Source organism: Bradyrhizobium sp. STM 3562, assembly GCF_045571435.1.
GTDB lineage: Bacteria > Pseudomonadota > Alphaproteobacteria > Rhizobiales > Xanthobacteraceae > Bradyrhizobium.
In genome coordinates, this window is record NZ_CP120694.1 from 7,962,998 (window position 1) to 7,977,377 (window position 14,380).

A 14,380-nucleotide genomic window follows, 5' to 3' on the forward strand; every position below is an offset into this window, starting at 1 on the left:
ATCCTTCACCTCCCCCATAGGAGAGGTCGATTTGCGTCTGGCGATGCGCAGCATCGGCCGGCGCAAATCGGGTGAGGGGTTACAGTCTCTCGTGAGAGCAGCGCGCCCTCACCCGGATCGCTCACGCGATCCGACCTCTCCCCGCCGGGGAGAGGTGAACCGCACCCACGGAGACTCATTTCATCAAAATCAATTCGCCGCCATGAAGATCGACAGCGCGAAGTCGGTGAGATGATGCAGCGCCTGGTCGACGCCGATCACGGTCCAGAACCAGGGATGCTCCGGCGTCAGGCCGAAGCGCGAGGAGACCAGGCCCTTGATGCGATCGATGACGATGTGGATGGCGAAGTCGATGAAAGCCACGAACCAGAAGCGCGGCGCCACGATCAGGATCAACGCCAGTGCAACCCCAAGATGTACCAGGCAATGGACCAGAAGCGGCAGCGCCCAGCCGGTCTTCTGGTCCTTGCCGTGGGCCATCCATCCGGTCTGCAGCACGAAATCGGCGATGATGTGCTTCACGGTGAGCAGCAGCATCCAGCCGATCAGCGCGCCCAGAGAAACCGACGACGAAAGAGATGGAAGCGACAAGCTGACGTCCCTTGGCTAGCAAGCTTGGCACGCGGGAAATGGAGGCGTTCAGCGCAACTTCTTCTCAAACCCGGCCAATAAGCCTGTATTCGCCTTTTATGGCATCTCCGCAGGCAGATTGCACCTGTCGGGAACCGGAAAAACGGCAGGTGTGGCCGAACGGTGCCATCTCACCGCCGACCTTACGGATGGCTGACAGTGAAGGGGAATTTCGTGGCGGTCTCTGCAACCGTCGCGGATCTCGATATGAGGACCGCCAATCTTAAATTGTCGTGCCTCTCTAAGCTTTTAGCGCGATAACCGGCGGCCGCTCAGCCACCGGAAATAGGCCTGCCCGTGCCGCCGCGCTCAGCGCTGCACGAGCGGGGCCGTACATCCTTCGCGGCTCGGTTGCGCGGGGATGACTGCTCACGGCGCGTCGATCAGCTTGCCCAATTCTCGCGGAATTCGCTGAACAGCGTGAGGCCGCCGCAGGCGTAGATGGTCTGACCGGTGATATAGCTCGCCTCACTGGAGGCGAGGAATGCGAACACGCCGGCGATCTCTTCGGCGCTGCCGACACGCCCGAGCGGGATGTGCCCTTCGACCACGGCGCGCTTGGCAGCGTCGCCCGTCCACGCCGCATTGATCGGCGTGTCGATCGCGCCGGGACCGACGGCATTGACGCGAATGCCCCGCCCGGCAAATTCGAGCGCAAGCGTGCGCGTCAGACCGGCCATCGCCGCCTTGCTGATCGAATAAGCGAGATAGCCGGGCTTGGGGATGATCTGGTGGACGCTCGAGCAGTTGATGATGTTGCCGCCGCCACCACGCGCGACGAAGTGCGCGAGCGCGTGACGCGCACAGAGCACCGCGCCGTTCAGGTTCACATCGAGAATGCGCCGATAGGTCTCGACATCGAGCGCCTCGCTCGGCGACTCCTTCTGGAAGCCGGCATTGTTGACCAGGCAATCGAGCCGCGGCCAGCGCGCCAGCACGGCAGCAAACATCCGCGCGATCTCGGCTTCATTGCCGATATCGGCCTCGACCAGGAAATGATCCCGCTCCCCATGCCCCCGCTCGCGCGACGCCGCCTCCACGCGCGCCAGCGCATCCTCGGCCACGGCGCGAGGACCGATGAAGTTGATGGCGACGTGGGCACCTTCCTGAGCGAAGCGGACAGCGACCGCGCGTCCGATGCCTTGCGGGGCGCCGGTGACAAGTGCGTATTGGCCGACGAGGCGGGATGAGAATTGTGGTGAACGTTCGGATTGCTGCATGCGCTGCTCCGGGATGCCAGCCTAAATTGCGTCATCGGCGATCCCGTAGGAAGGTGCAAGCGTGTGGTCTGCGGGAGCTGCGGTGAGTTCTTGCGGCTCTGCGTGTTGGGCATGGTTCTGTTGAGATTAGACGTGCTTCAGTTACGGGCGCATCGGCGGCTGGTGCCCGCCTCCATGTGCAACCGAAGTCTCGCAGCAATCCTGATCCTCGGCGGACGGCAGCACCGATCGCATGCGCGGCCATCGGCTCTCTACCCCAGGCACTCGTCGTTCCGGGGAGCGCGCCAGCGCGAACCCGGAATCTCGAAGTTATGGGCGCTAGGCTGCGTGAAGATGAGTGCGATGCGGTAATCGTTCTGCGCGACCGCACGATCAGCAGGTGCCGGGCTGGATAGATTCAAGCTCGGCTACGAATTTGTCGGCGACGCATCGCCAGGCGAACGGATTATTTGATCCGATATGCCGGGGGCGGTGCGGCGCATCAGACCGTTGCGGGGTCAACTTAGCGCGGAGCGCGTCAGAGGCAAAAATAGCTCGCTTGGGATGGCGAAACGACCTTGTGCTACCTTAAGTAATTAATAAACCACGAGAATGTTCAAAACAGAGTCGACGTTTGTAGCGGCGGACTCGGGGTTAAGGAGCGTGAGAGCCCGCGCCGCGCCCATCGATCAAACAACCCGGACGGTGGGGCGATCTCAGTTCCGAGAGGTGTTCCTCCGGTTGCGCAAAAATGCGCCGTATGCGAATTGAGAGAGGAGTCGATTGCCATTCGAGGGCGTTAACAATCGTCCGATATGATGCTTGCCATGGCCCCCGAGAGTTCCGAGCAAGAGTTTCGCCTTCATTTCGAGGGATCTGCGACCGCTCATCACGCCGTCCCCGCACTGCCGCTCATCCAAGCGGCGGCGGCGTTGCAGCGCACACTCCAGTTAGTCGCCATTGCCTACGAAGGCGAGGAGCCGAAGCAGCGGTTGCGGGTGAGCCGAGAGATGGAGCGCAAGTACTCGATTGTATTTGGCGTTCCAAGAGACGGTGGTTACACACTCCCCTACCGGGTTGGCGGTCCCGCAAACAAGTTCTTTGACCAAGACGATGTCGCCAAGGTCGTTCGCCAGTATGGGGTTGTCCTTGCAGCGGTGCAAGCCGGTGACGCCACCGCTTTACGGCGTGCTTTACCCTCTGCCCTGATAAGACGGGCTGTCGTTAGAGAGTTGAAGCGTATGCAGCCACCTCCACGAAGTGGGTTGGTGGTCAGCATCGAAGACTACCGCGGGCGAAGGCTCCTTGATGGACGGACCGCAGCCGAGCACATCGCCCCCCTGCTGGCGGAGAGTGATCCACACGTCCTCCAGCCGCGCGTAGTAACAGGCCGCTTAGATGCGCTAGTGTTGTGTCTCTGACATCTGATTCACTCGGTGTCACTCCGGGGCTCGCGAAGCGAGAACCCGGGATCTCGCGCCACAACCTCTGGATTCCGGGTTCAGCCCTGCGGGCTGTGCCCGGAATGACGGAATGGATTGTCAGAGTCACAACACTAGTGTTCCGTCACTGACAGACGATTCACAAATCGGCGCGAACCTGCAAGTCTGCGCCGATGAGGAAGATCGAACAGATTGCGGTCGGCGCGACCGATCGTGAGCGACTGGAGCGGCTGGTCCGGGGCCGGAACACGCCGCAGAAGGTGGTTTGGAGAGCACGGATCGTGTTGCTGGCAAGCGATGGACTGACGGCGGAGGCGATTGCGGCGGCGGTTGGCAAGAGCCTGCTGACCGTGCGCCGCTGGCGTCAGCGCTACTTGGCGAAAGGCGTGGACGGGCTGCTGAAGGACGCGACCCGGCCATCGCGCGTCAAACCGTTGTCGCCCGAAAAGATCAAGCAGGTTGTGCACATGACGCTGCACGAGAAGCCGCCAAATGCGACCCATTGGAGCGTGCGCAGCATGGCGAAGGCGGTGGGCCTCTCCTACAGCAGCGTCCAGCGTATCTGGCATGCGCACGAACTGAAACCGCATCTCGTCGACACCTTCAAAGTCTCGCGCGACAGGAACTTCGCTGCCAAGGTGGAAGACGTGGTCGGGCTCTATCTCAATCCGCCGGACAAGGCGCTGGTCCTCTGCGTCGATGAAAAGAGCCAAATCCAGGCTCTCGATCGTACCCAGCCCGGTCTGCCCATGAAGAAGGGCCGCGCCGGCACCATGACCCACGACTACAAGCGCAACGGCACTACGACCTTGTTCGCGGCACTCAGCATGCTGGACGGCAAGGTGATCGGGACGTGCATGCCACGCCATCGGCATCGTGAGTTCCTTCGCTTTCTCAGGCTGATCGACCAGCAGACCCCGCCCGGCCTCGACCTGCATCTGGTCGTTGACAACTATGCGACCCACAAAACGCCGGCCGTAAAGCGTTGGCTCAAGGCGCATCCACGCTTCCATTTGCACTTCACTCCGACCTCGGCCTCTTGGCTCAACATGGTGGAGCGCTTCTTTGCCGAGATCACTCGAAACCGCATCCGCCGCGGCACCTTCGAGAATGTCGCCGAACTGAAAAGCGCGATCATGGAATACCTGGAAAACCACAATGCCGATCCAAAGCCCTTCATCTGGACCAAGTCCGCAGGCGAAATCCTCGAAAAAGTCGCCCGTGCGAAACAAGCGTTAGAGTCACAACACTAGAGTTTCAGACGCGAACATTACGGCTTCAGTTACCGAATGGCCGCATGTTAAGCGGGACTTATAATGATGACTTCGAGCCGATGCTGTTGGACAATCCCCGCGAATGGATACAGGTTCGCGGCGAGGCAATTCTGGCAGAAGATGGAACGCTAAAGTCTTTGGCAAACATCACCGAAATCATCGAAGTGGACACCAGTCCCGTAGTCATCGAGGGCTTTTCAGTCGATGGAAGGTCGTTGGCTTCGGCGAAACCTGTGAACTTTGCAGTCGAGTTCGTCCCTGAAGATGGCTTGTACTTCGCGACCGGCGCGTTCCACATGATGGTTTCGGCTGAGTTGAAGGATGACTTAGACCGGGCAGTAGTCGAGGCACTGCAGTTCTTGTGGCGCGAATTTGCTAATGCATCTCCCAGTGATCACAGACGATGCAAGGCTCCTCCGGGAGGAGCTTATGAGTACTTTCGCGGAGGCAATGGATGCCGCTTGAACGGCGAGACGTGGAAGCATCCCTCACCAAGAAGGGATTTGTGAAGTCGGAAGGAGATCATAGCTTTTTCGTTTATCATTCAATTGGAGGCAGCAAGACTAGCATTTGGACGAAAACGTCGCACGGGAGCAGCCACAAGACGCTTGGCGACAGCCTTACGACGAAGATGGCCCAACAAGTCGGCTTGACACATGGGCAATTCAAGCTGCTTATCGAGTGCCCGTTGAGCCGAGCGAACTATGAGGGGATATTGCTTGAGAGTGGGCGAATAAAACGATAGCGCGCAAGGAACTAGAGGCCATCGAGGCGGATCGTCGACGAGCTCGTACAGCGGATTAGCGGAGCCTAATCCGCCCATCTGTAAGATCGCAAACAAATGACGAAAAATTTCTGTAGCTGATCAGCCTTATCAACACGGCTTTCACTGCTATGCGCAAGCTGGGGCCAAGATCGATATGTGTGGCGCGCTCGGAGAGTTACAGATAGACAATCATAATCTCCAAAGAATTTTGACGGCTTGGCGGCAGATTAAGCTGCGCATCTAGTCCGCCCTACCAATTCTCGCGGCTTACCAAGTGATTTGCCCGACAGGCGCGCGCTTAAAAATCCTGTCAATACAGACAAGCAAAGATATTTCTGTTTTTCCGAAACCAGAATCAGTCGTATGGTCGGTGCGTTCCATCTCGTTATCGAGGGACGTATCGCGATCGTCACGGACGTGGGGTGGAATGCGGTGGACGCGCAGCGTGCCGATGGACGAGCGGCATTCTCGCGGACGGCGAAGTCGTGTGGTCCTGGCGCGCCCATGCAAGGCGCCAAGTTGGCGACGATGCTTTACGCATCGCGCCGGCGACGGTGGCAAACAAGCCGGTTCACCGAGGAGAGCGCGTTATAAGCCGTAAACCATCCGCGCAGGGAAGGCCGGCGTGATTGCCGCGCTCACCTGTGGTCAACGCGCGCTCGCGCAACCTTCTTTGCGCGGGGGCCGTGGGTGTGCTGCGGGCACTTGGTCTTCCCTGCGCCCTCGATCTTGTCGAGGGACGCTTCTTCTCTCGCATCACCCGGGCGCGATTGTGCCGCGGGAATGCGGAAGCGTGTCTTTCTCCTTGCGTCATTGCGAGGAGCAACGCGACGAAGCAATCCAGAATCATGGGCTGGGCTCTGGATTGCTTCGCTTGCGCTCGCAATGACAGGACGGCTACTGAAAATGAATCTGGATGGCGAAGCGAAGTTCCTCGCCCCTTGTTCGTCAGACCCGGGCTTGTCCCGGCCACGACGAGTGGAGAGCCCTCACTCCGCCGCATTCGCCTTGGCGGCATCGGCCAGCGCGCGGGCGCGGATCTGGGCGATGGCGCGCTTCAACGAGGCCTGGCGCGGATCGGGCATCGCAGCAGTGCGCGCCTCTGCGATCGCGCCGGCGAGATCGGACAGCGGCAGGGTGCCGTCGAAGGTCGGTTTGACGAGTCCGTCGATGATCGCGTGCCAATCGGCAAGGCCGTGGCGGTAGGCGTCGCCGAAGCCCTGCACCATGGTCGCGGTCTGCACAATGGCGAACGCAGCGCCCGGCTGCTTGACCAAGGCGCGGCTGATCATATGCAGCCAGCGCTCCACCCAGACCCGCTCCTGCTCGTATCGCGCCGAGAACAGCCGCCAGCGCCGCAAGCCCGCTTCGAGCTTCAGGCGGCGAATGCCCCAGCGGCCCCTGGTCGAAAACGGGATCGCGACGCGCCGGTGCAGCCAGCCAAGCTCGCCGAGCACCATCCAGACCGGATCGGCCGCCAGCTCCGGCAGCGCGCCGATCAGCTCGTCGAAACGAAACCGGCGGATGTCGGTGGACGGCGGCGCGCCGTTCTCGAACTCGCCAAGCTTGAGCTGCGCGATGCGGATCGCATCCTGGTAGCTCATGCGCATCGCCATAAGTCGCGCGATTTCGCCAAACAGCGCGGCATCGACGCCGGGCCGGCCGATGAAGCGGCGCAGGCGCTGGACGTAAAGCTGCGCGTAAGCGGCGCTCTGGTATTCGGTCAACAGATGGATGCCCTCGCTTACGACGCATGCGGTCCCCTCCGGCAGGCCCTCCGGCAGGCAGGGCGGCGTGCCGTCTTCCTCGCCGATGAAGTCGGCGAGCAGATAGCGGAGCGAGGAGAGGATGCCGGTCACCTGTTGCGTCCCGCCTCAAGCGGTCTCGGCCGCGATGGTCGGCGGCGTCTGCTGCGCCAGCCGCTCCTCGAGCTTGCCGATGTTCTCGAACAGGCGCGCGCTGGCGAGCTTGAGCAGATAGAAGCCGAACGCCGGGTTCTGCACATAGAGCTGCTCCACCTGGTCGTAGCTGACGGAAAGGACGAGCCCGTCCTCGATGCATTCCAGGGTCTGGGTGCGCACATTGGAGGGCGACAGCATGCCGAACTCGCCGACGATGGCGCCGACCGGCAGCTCGATGCCGGACTCGACCAGGCGATAGCGGCCGCTGACGATGTAATACATGCTGTCGGCCTTCTCGTCCTTGTAGAACAGCACCTCGTCCGCCCTGCACTTGCGCTCGGTCATGAACGGCTTGAGCCATTCCATGGAGAGATCGCTGCTGACGGATTTTTTTACGTCGCGCACGAGCTGCAGCATCTGGTGCAGCCGATAGACGTTGAGCGGCAGCAGCACCGAATGCAGCACCAGGGTCGGGTAGTTGTGGATCGGGATCGCGGTGGCGATCAGCACGATGTTGGTGAGGATCGCGAAGACGCGGAGCGGGATCATGGTCCGCATCGAGAGCGTCGCCACCACGAAGATCGAGGCAAAGAAACTGCCGGCAGCGCCTGCGTGTTCGGCAAGGTGTGAGGTATCCATCGGAGCCAACCAGACTTTAAGAAATGAAGGGTTCAGCGGATCCAAAATTCCATATAGTGTCCATCACCCCGGTTGATATACGGCCAAAAAGCGAAGTTTTCTCCGCTATTTGGGCCGTTTTCGGGGAATATTTCGCGAGCCGCGGTTTTTCCGCCAGTGCTCGCCGCATCGCTTTGCCCGGTGGAAGCGCGCGCTGCGGACGGCGAGCGGATTTTGGGCCGCCGCAAGCCTCGTTGACGGCCCTGGCCCGTCCGGGCACCTTGTCATTTCCGGCCAAACCCCGGCCGGATCGCATTTTTCTCTGATCGCGGGCAACGCCGTCGAATGTCCAAGCCAGAGGCTTTTCCGGGTCTGGCAGAATTTGTGACCGCCACCGCCGGCCGGAACATGACCAAGGCGGCCTATGCAGCCGTCGCGATCGGCATTCTCATGGTGGTGCTGCTCACCATCGACGAGGCCTACGCCGCGGCGCGGCACTGGATCGAAGGCGTGCTGTGGGGGTGCCTCGCGTTTTTTGCCTTCGAATGGCTGGTGCGGATTCAGTGGGCCGTGAGCAGCGGCCGCGCTTCGAGCTATATGCTGTCCGGCCGCGGACTCGTCGACGCGGCCTGCGCGATCGCCGTGCCGATCGCGTTGCTGTCTGGTGCCGACGACAGGACGGCATGGCTGTTCGCGGTGCTGTGGATCGTCAAGGTTTTTCCCGGCGTACCCGGCTTGCGGCAATTGCGCCGGGTGCTGGTGCTGGAATCCGGCCCGCTGCTGAGCGTGCTGGTGCTGTTTCTGATGGTGCTGTTTTTGGGCTCGGCCGCGGTCTACTTCTTCGAGCGCGAGGCGCAGCCGGCGGTGTTCGGCAATCTGCCCTCGGCGCTGTGGTGGGCGGTGGTGACGCTGACCACCACCGGCTATGGCGACGCGGTGCCGATCACCCCGCTCGGCCGGCTGGTCGCGGGCGTGGTGATGATCTGCGGGCTTGGCGTGTTCGGCCTGTGGACCGGTATCCTCGCCACCGGCTTTGCCGCCGAGACCCGGCGCGACAATTTCCTGCGGACGTGGGAATCGGTGACCAAGGTGCCGTTCTTCGCCAATCTCGGCCCCGCCGCCATCGCCGACGTCACGCATATGCTGCGCACGCTCGACCTGCCGCCGCGCGTCATGATCATCCGCAAGGACCAGCGCGGCGATTGCATGTATTTCATCGCCTCGGGCGAAGTGGAGGTCGACCTGCCCGGCAAGAAGGTGCGGCTCGGCGAAGGCGCCTTCTTCGGCGAGATGGCCCTGCTCGGCAACAACCTGCGCTCCGCGAATATCACCACCACGCGATTGTCAAAGCTCCTGGTGCTAGACCTTGTCGATTTCCGCCTGCTAATGGCGCGTCATCCCGATCTCGCTCAGACCATCGATGCCGAGGCCAAGCGGCGCGCGCTGGAGAACCAATGACCCGACTTCAACCTGCCGCAGACAGCGAAGCGGCGAGCCCGCCCCTTCTCGAACGAGACGGCGCGCGCGCCACCATCCGCCTCAACCGCCCCCGTCACCTGAACCGGCTGCAGCCGGAGGATCTCGATGCGCTCTTGAGGCTGTTCGATGCGATCGAGGCGGATCCTGCCATACGCGTCGTCGTCCTGACCGGCACCGGCCGTGCCTTCAGCGCCGGCTATGATCTCGGCTCGATCGCCGAACGCGCGGCGAGCGCGCAAGAGCAGACGGCGGGATCGGCGTTCGAGGTCGTCGTCAACCGCCTGGAGGATTTGGGCCTGCCGACCATCTGCCGCCTCAATGGCGGCGTCTATGGCGGCGCGACCGACCTCGCGCTGGCCTGCGACTTCCGCATCGGCGTCGACACCTGCGAGATGTTCATGCCGGCGGCCCGGCTTGGGCTGCACTACTACAAGAGCGGCATCAGGCGCTACGTGTCGCGGCTCGGCGTCGACAACGCCAAGAAACTGTTCCTGACGGCGCAGAAGATCGATGCCGCCGAGATGCTGCGGATCGGCTATCTCACCGCGATGGCGCCGGCGCAAGCGCTCGATGCGGAGGTCGACCGCCTCGCGGCCGCACTCGCCGCCAATGCGCCGATCGCCATGCGCGGCATGAAACGGACCATCAACGAGTTCGCGCGCGGCGGCCTGGACGAGCTGGCGGCCGACAAGCGCCATCGCGACAGCATGCATGGCGAGGAGATCAAGGAAGGCGTCAAGGCCTTCGCCGAAAAGCGTCCGCCGCGATTCTGACGGAGCCATCCCGCGCAGTTTTGCGCGGGGCGATTGGACCTGGATCAACGACGCCGCTCAATCCTTGGCGACTCATGATCACGCTACTGCGATTTTGTTCCGGAGCTGCCTGTTTGCGATTGACTAAAGGTTGTTCAATATTAACCTGCTCGTTGGGCGGGAGGCATTTGAGTGCAAAACGGGGAATCGGACTGGAGGCGGCGCGCTCCGGCCTTTGTCGACGCGATCGCGGGCTTGGTAAAAAGCCCGCGCGTTATTCTGCAATTCGAAGAAGTGCCGGGAAGCGCCTTCCGGTCGGATCGGACCAAGCGGTTCGCCACAGACCTGCTCACCATCACCCTGGCGGAGGATTGCCGAGCTCAGTCGGCGGGCTCAACCGGGGACTTCCGTTCTTCTTCGAGTAGCCGCTCGGCAAACGCAATCAGCTCCTCACGGTGCCGCATGCTGCGCAACGCAAGAAAGCTCCTCATAAGCCGAAGGCCGAAAGCCGTCGTTTCATCGGCCTTCAATGCGGCGGGCTTGGGCGGCATCTGCATGCGACTCGCTGCTATTCCGGGTTTATAGCCGTGACCGAACCTGCACTCGACAAGATCATTGCCCAGCTACAATTGTGCATCGTGGATGCGAGGGCCTTGCAACTCAAGATGTTGGAACGGCTTTTGTCAATAGCATTGCTGGAAGCCTATGAAACTCGGGAGAAATCCGCCAACGGACGCGACGACGGGCCGATCTAGGCCGATCCACTGCAACGTGAAGGCGCACAACGCCGGTCCGGTTCATCAATATGAATGGCGCGTATCCTAAGTTAATGGCAGCGCCTAGTCGTCGAAGAACCTGACCGTATCGGCGATCGTGGCACGCGTGGTGCGATAGCTGTTGGCCTTGTGGGCCAGGTCCGGATAGCCGAACGAAATCCCGCAGACGACGCGGCGGTCATCCGCAAGGCCGAAATGGGCGCGTACCACGTCGGAATGAAACGCCAGCGCCGCCTGCGGAATGGTGGCGACCCCGAGCGCCTGCGCCGCCAGCATGAAGCTCGTGACGTAGCCGCCGCAGTCGATCGCGCCATAGACGCCGAGCGCCTCGTCGCTGTGGACGATGGCGACGTGTGGCGCGCCGAAGAAATTGAAATTCTCCAGCGACTGCCTGGCGTAGCCCGCCTTGTCGCCGCGCGCGATGCCGAGCGAATTGTAGAGCTGGAAGCCACTCTCGCGCCGGCGCTCCAGATAGACGCCGCGATATTCGCGCGGAAACGGAAAGTCGCCGGCGTTGGGCTTGCCGCTCGAGGCCGCCGCATACATCACCTCGCGAAACTTCTGCGTGGCCGCGCCCGAGGTGATCTCGAGCCGCCAGGGTTGGCTGTTGCACCAGGATGCCGTCCGTTGCGCCGCAGTAAGGATACGCTCGATGGTCGGACGCGGCACGGGTTTGGACAGAAAGGCGCGGCAGGAGAAACGCGCGGCGAGCAGGTCATCGAGGACGTCGATCGGCTGTTGTTGCGCCTTGTCGGCTGCGATGGAAGTCATGAGCAACTCTCTCCATGGTCATTCCGGGGCGATGCGAAAGCATCGAACCCGGAATGACCTCTATCAATTACGTCCCTTGGTCGGAATTTTGTTGAATGGCACATCCTTGTCGACGCGAATATCCCCTGGCAATCCGAGCACCCGCTCGGCGATGATGTTGCGGAGGATTTCGTCAGTGCCCCCGGCGATGCGCATCGACGGCGACGACAACAGCATCTGCTGGAACTGGCCGGCGGCCTCCGCCACCTCAGGATCGTTGAGAACGCCGGCCGCGCCCTGCAGGTCCATGGCGTAAGCCGCGATGTCCTGCAGCATCGTGCCCGCCACCAGCTTGCCGATGGAATTTTCCGGTCCCGGACGCTCGCCCTTCGACAGTGCCGAGACCGCGCGGTAGCTGGTGTATTTCAGGCCGCTGTTCCTCACCGCCCAATTCGCAAGCCTCTCGCGCGTAGCGCGATTATCGATGGCGGGACCATCATCGGTCATCAGGTTGCTGCAGAAGGCGAAGATTTCGGAGAAGCCCGTGGTGAGCCGCGCGCCGATCGACATGCGCTCGTTCATCAGCGTCGTCAGCGACACGTTCCAGCCGTCGCCGACCGCGCCAATCCGCTGAGAATCCGGCACGCGCAGGTCGGTGAAGAACACCTCGTTGAACTCCTGCAGGCCATTGGCCTGCTTGATCGGCTTCACCTCGACGCCGGGGCTGTTCATGCTGATACAGAACATCGTGAGCCCCTTGTGCTTGGGCACGGTGGGATCGGTCCGGGTGATCAGGATCCCGTAGTCGGAATAATGCGCGCCCGACGTCCAGATCTTCTGGCCGTTGATGATCCATTCATCGCCGCGTTTCTCCGCGCGGGTGCGCAAGCCCGCAACATCGGAGCCGCCGGCGGGCTCGGAGAAGAGCTGGCACCAGATTTCCTCGCCTGACGCGATCTTCGGCAAATAGCGCCGCTTGTCGGCCTCTGACCCATAGGCCATCACGGTCGGCCCGCACATGCCTTCCCCAATCTGGAAGGGCTGGGTCAGCTTGCCGTAGATGCCCTCCTCCTGCTGCCAGATCACGCGCTCGACCGGCGAGGCGCCGCGGCCGCCATATTCCCTAGGCCATTGCAGGCACGCCCATCCCGCATCCGCCTTCTTCTTCTGCCAGCGCTTTGCCACCTCGACGATGTCGTGCTTCTTGAGCTTGATCCGCCCCAGCGAGGATTGCGAAAGCTCGGCCTCCAGCTCTTTCGGCGCGTTGGCGTCGATCCATTGGCGCGCTTGAGCACGAAAAGCGGCTTCCTGCGGGGTGTCATCGAAGTTCATGGTGCCTCTCTCCTCGTCATTCCGGGGCGCGACAAAGTCGCGAACCCGGAATCTCGATCCCAAACTTCCGGATTCCGGGTTCGCGCTTTGCGCGCCCCGGAATGACATCGTAATCTCTAGCTCCGTCCCTTCGTCGGTATCTGGTTGAACGGCACATCCTTGTCGACGCGGATGTCGCCGGGCAGGCCCAGCACGCGCTCGGCGATGATGTTGCGCATGATCTCGTCCGTGCCGCCCTCGACGCGAGTGCCCGGCGCGCGCAGCAGCATCGCTTGAAACTTGCCGGCGAGTTCCGCCTCCGGTCCGTTCAACACACCCGCCGCGCCCTGCAGATCGAGCGCAAACATCGCAACCTCCTGGATCATCGAGCCCGCCACCAGCTTGCCGATGGAATTTTCCGGCCCCGGCCGCTCGCCGCGGGAGAGCGCGGAGATGGCGCGGAAGCTGGTATATTTCAGCCCGCTCGCCTTCACCGCCCAATTCGCCAGTTTCGAGCGCACATTGCGGTCGTCAATGGCGAGGCCACCTTCGAGCACCAGATTGCTGCAGAACTCGAACAGCTCCGGAAAGCCGGTGGCAACGCCGGCGCCGATCGACATGCGCTCGTTCATCAAGGTGGTCAGCGCGACATTCCAGCCGTCATTGACAGCGCCAAGACGCTGAGCATCCGGAATGCGAACGTCGGTGAAATAGACCTCGTTGAAATCGGATTGTCCGCTCGCCTGCTTGATCGGCCGCACCTCGACGCCCGGGCTCTTCATGTCCAGGAAGAACATGGTGAGCCCCTTGTGCTTGGGCGCGGCAGGGTCAGTCCGTGTCAGCAAAATGCCGTAGTCGGAATAATGAGCGCCGGAGGTCCAGATCTTCTGGCCGTTGACGATCCATTCGTCACCGCTCTTCTCCGCACGGGTGCGCAGGCCTGCGACGTCCGAGCCTGCGGAAGGCTCGGAGAACAACTGGCACCAGATCTTCTCGCCCGAGGCCAGCGGCGGCAGATAGCGCCGCTTCTGCTCTTCGCTGGCGAAGGCCATCATGGTCGGCCCGCACATGCCATGCCCGATGATGAACATCGCGGAGAGTTTGCCGTAAGGCCCTTCTTCCTGCTGCCAGATCACCCGCTCGATCGGAGAGGCGCCGCGGCCACCATATTCCTTGGGCCAATGCAGGCAGGCCCAGCCGGCTTCGGCCTTCTTCCTCTGCCAGGCCTTGGCGACCTCGAGCACGTTGGCGCCGGTGAGCTGGGTACGGCCGAGCGAGGATCTGCGCAGCTCGTCTTCATACTGCTTGGGCGCATTGGCGGTGATCCAGGCGCGCGCTTCGGCACGGAAGGCGGCTTCGTGCGGGGTGTCGTCGAAATTCATCGCGAACCTCTTTCCTCCTGTCATTCCGGGGCGCGCAAAGCGCGAACCCGGAATCTCGATCCAAAAGCTCCAGATTCCGGCTTCGCATCTTCGATGCGCC

12 protein-coding genes are annotated in these 14,380 nt (G+C 62.1%); 5 read left to right on the top strand and 7 right to left on the bottom strand.

Annotated features, from left to right (window positions below; genetic code table 11):
- Nucleotides 1-189: 189 nt before the first annotated feature.
- The gene (locus tag P6U23_RS36845) at nucleotides 190-537 is read right to left on the bottom strand and encodes a DUF3307 domain-containing protein (RefSeq protein ID WP_407181708.1); all 348 of its coding nucleotides are present in this window, start codon (nucleotides 535-537) and stop codon (nucleotides 190-192) included.
- Between the two features lie 476 nt (nucleotides 538-1,013).
- On the bottom strand, nucleotides 1,014-1,850 hold the full coding sequence (locus tag P6U23_RS36850; RefSeq protein WP_407177180.1) for an SDR family oxidoreductase: 837 nt from the start codon (nucleotides 1,848-1,850) through the stop codon (nucleotides 1,014-1,016).
- Nucleotides 1,851-3,444: 1,594 nt separating this feature from the next.
- Between P6U23_RS36850 and P6U23_RS36855 the strand changes: the two genes are divergently transcribed.
- Both P6U23_RS36855 and P6U23_RS36860 read left to right on the top strand, forming a co-directional pair.
- Entirely contained in the window at nucleotides 3,445-4,524 is a 1,080-nt protein-coding gene (locus P6U23_RS36855) for an IS630 family transposase (protein ID WP_407174502.1), read from the top strand.
- A gap of 44 nt (nucleotides 4,525-4,568) precedes the next feature.
- Nucleotides 4,569-5,054: a hypothetical protein gene (locus P6U23_RS36860; protein WP_407177181.1), complete on the top strand. Its 486-nt coding sequence runs from the start codon at nucleotides 4,569-4,571 to the stop codon at nucleotides 5,052-5,054.
- 1,246 nt (nucleotides 5,055-6,300) lie between these two features.
- Here the strand turns inward: P6U23_RS36860 and P6U23_RS36865 are convergent.
- Nucleotides 6,301-7,170: a DUF6537 domain-containing protein gene (locus P6U23_RS36865; protein WP_407177182.1), complete on the bottom strand. Its 870-nt coding sequence runs from the start codon at nucleotides 7,168-7,170 to the stop codon at nucleotides 6,301-6,303.
- A gap of 15 nt (nucleotides 7,171-7,185) precedes the next feature.
- Nucleotides 7,186-7,851 (bottom strand): Crp/Fnr family transcriptional regulator, encoded by a 666-nt coding sequence (locus tag P6U23_RS36870; RefSeq protein WP_407177183.1) that lies wholly within the window; start codon nucleotides 7,849-7,851, stop codon nucleotides 7,186-7,188.
- A gap of 324 nt (nucleotides 7,852-8,175) precedes the next feature.
- Here P6U23_RS36870 and P6U23_RS36875 point away from each other — a divergent pair, with 324 nt between their 5' ends.
- From P6U23_RS36875 to P6U23_RS36885, 3 genes are all read left to right on the top strand, one after another.
- A complete protein-coding gene (locus P6U23_RS36875; RefSeq protein ID WP_407177184.1) occupies nucleotides 8,176-9,288 on the top strand; it encodes a cyclic nucleotide-gated ion channel in 1,113 nt (370 codons plus the stop codon).
- Nucleotides 9,285-10,082 (top strand): enoyl-CoA hydratase/isomerase family protein, encoded by a 798-nt coding sequence (locus P6U23_RS36880; protein WP_407177185.1) that lies wholly within the window; start codon nucleotides 9,285-9,287, stop codon nucleotides 10,080-10,082. The genes P6U23_RS36875 and P6U23_RS36880 overlap by 4 nt, the downstream gene beginning before the upstream one ends.
- Nucleotides 10,083-10,516: 434 nt before the next feature.
- Complete coding sequence (locus tag P6U23_RS36885) at nucleotides 10,517-10,816, top strand: hypothetical protein (protein WP_407177186.1); 300 nt, start codon at nucleotides 10,517-10,519, stop codon at nucleotides 10,814-10,816.
- Between the two features lie 84 nt (nucleotides 10,817-10,900).
- On the opposite strand, the gene P6U23_RS36890 is transcribed toward P6U23_RS36885, so the two are convergent.
- The 3 genes from P6U23_RS36890 to P6U23_RS36900 form a co-directional block, all read right to left on the bottom strand.
- On the bottom strand, nucleotides 10,901-11,608 hold the full coding sequence (locus P6U23_RS36890) for a nitroreductase (protein WP_407177187.1): 708 nt from the start codon (nucleotides 11,606-11,608) through the stop codon (nucleotides 10,901-10,903).
- Nucleotides 11,609-11,671: 63 nt separating this feature from the next.
- The gene (locus P6U23_RS36895; RefSeq protein WP_407177188.1) at nucleotides 11,672-12,919 is read right to left on the bottom strand and encodes an acyl-CoA dehydrogenase; all 1,248 of its coding nucleotides are present in this window, start codon (nucleotides 12,917-12,919) and stop codon (nucleotides 11,672-11,674) included.
- Between the two features lie 116 nt (nucleotides 12,920-13,035).
- The gene (locus tag P6U23_RS36900; protein ID WP_407177190.1) at nucleotides 13,036-14,280 is read right to left on the bottom strand and encodes an acyl-CoA dehydrogenase; all 1,245 of its coding nucleotides are present in this window, start codon (nucleotides 14,278-14,280) and stop codon (nucleotides 13,036-13,038) included.
- Nucleotides 14,281-14,380 lie beyond the last annotated feature (100 nt).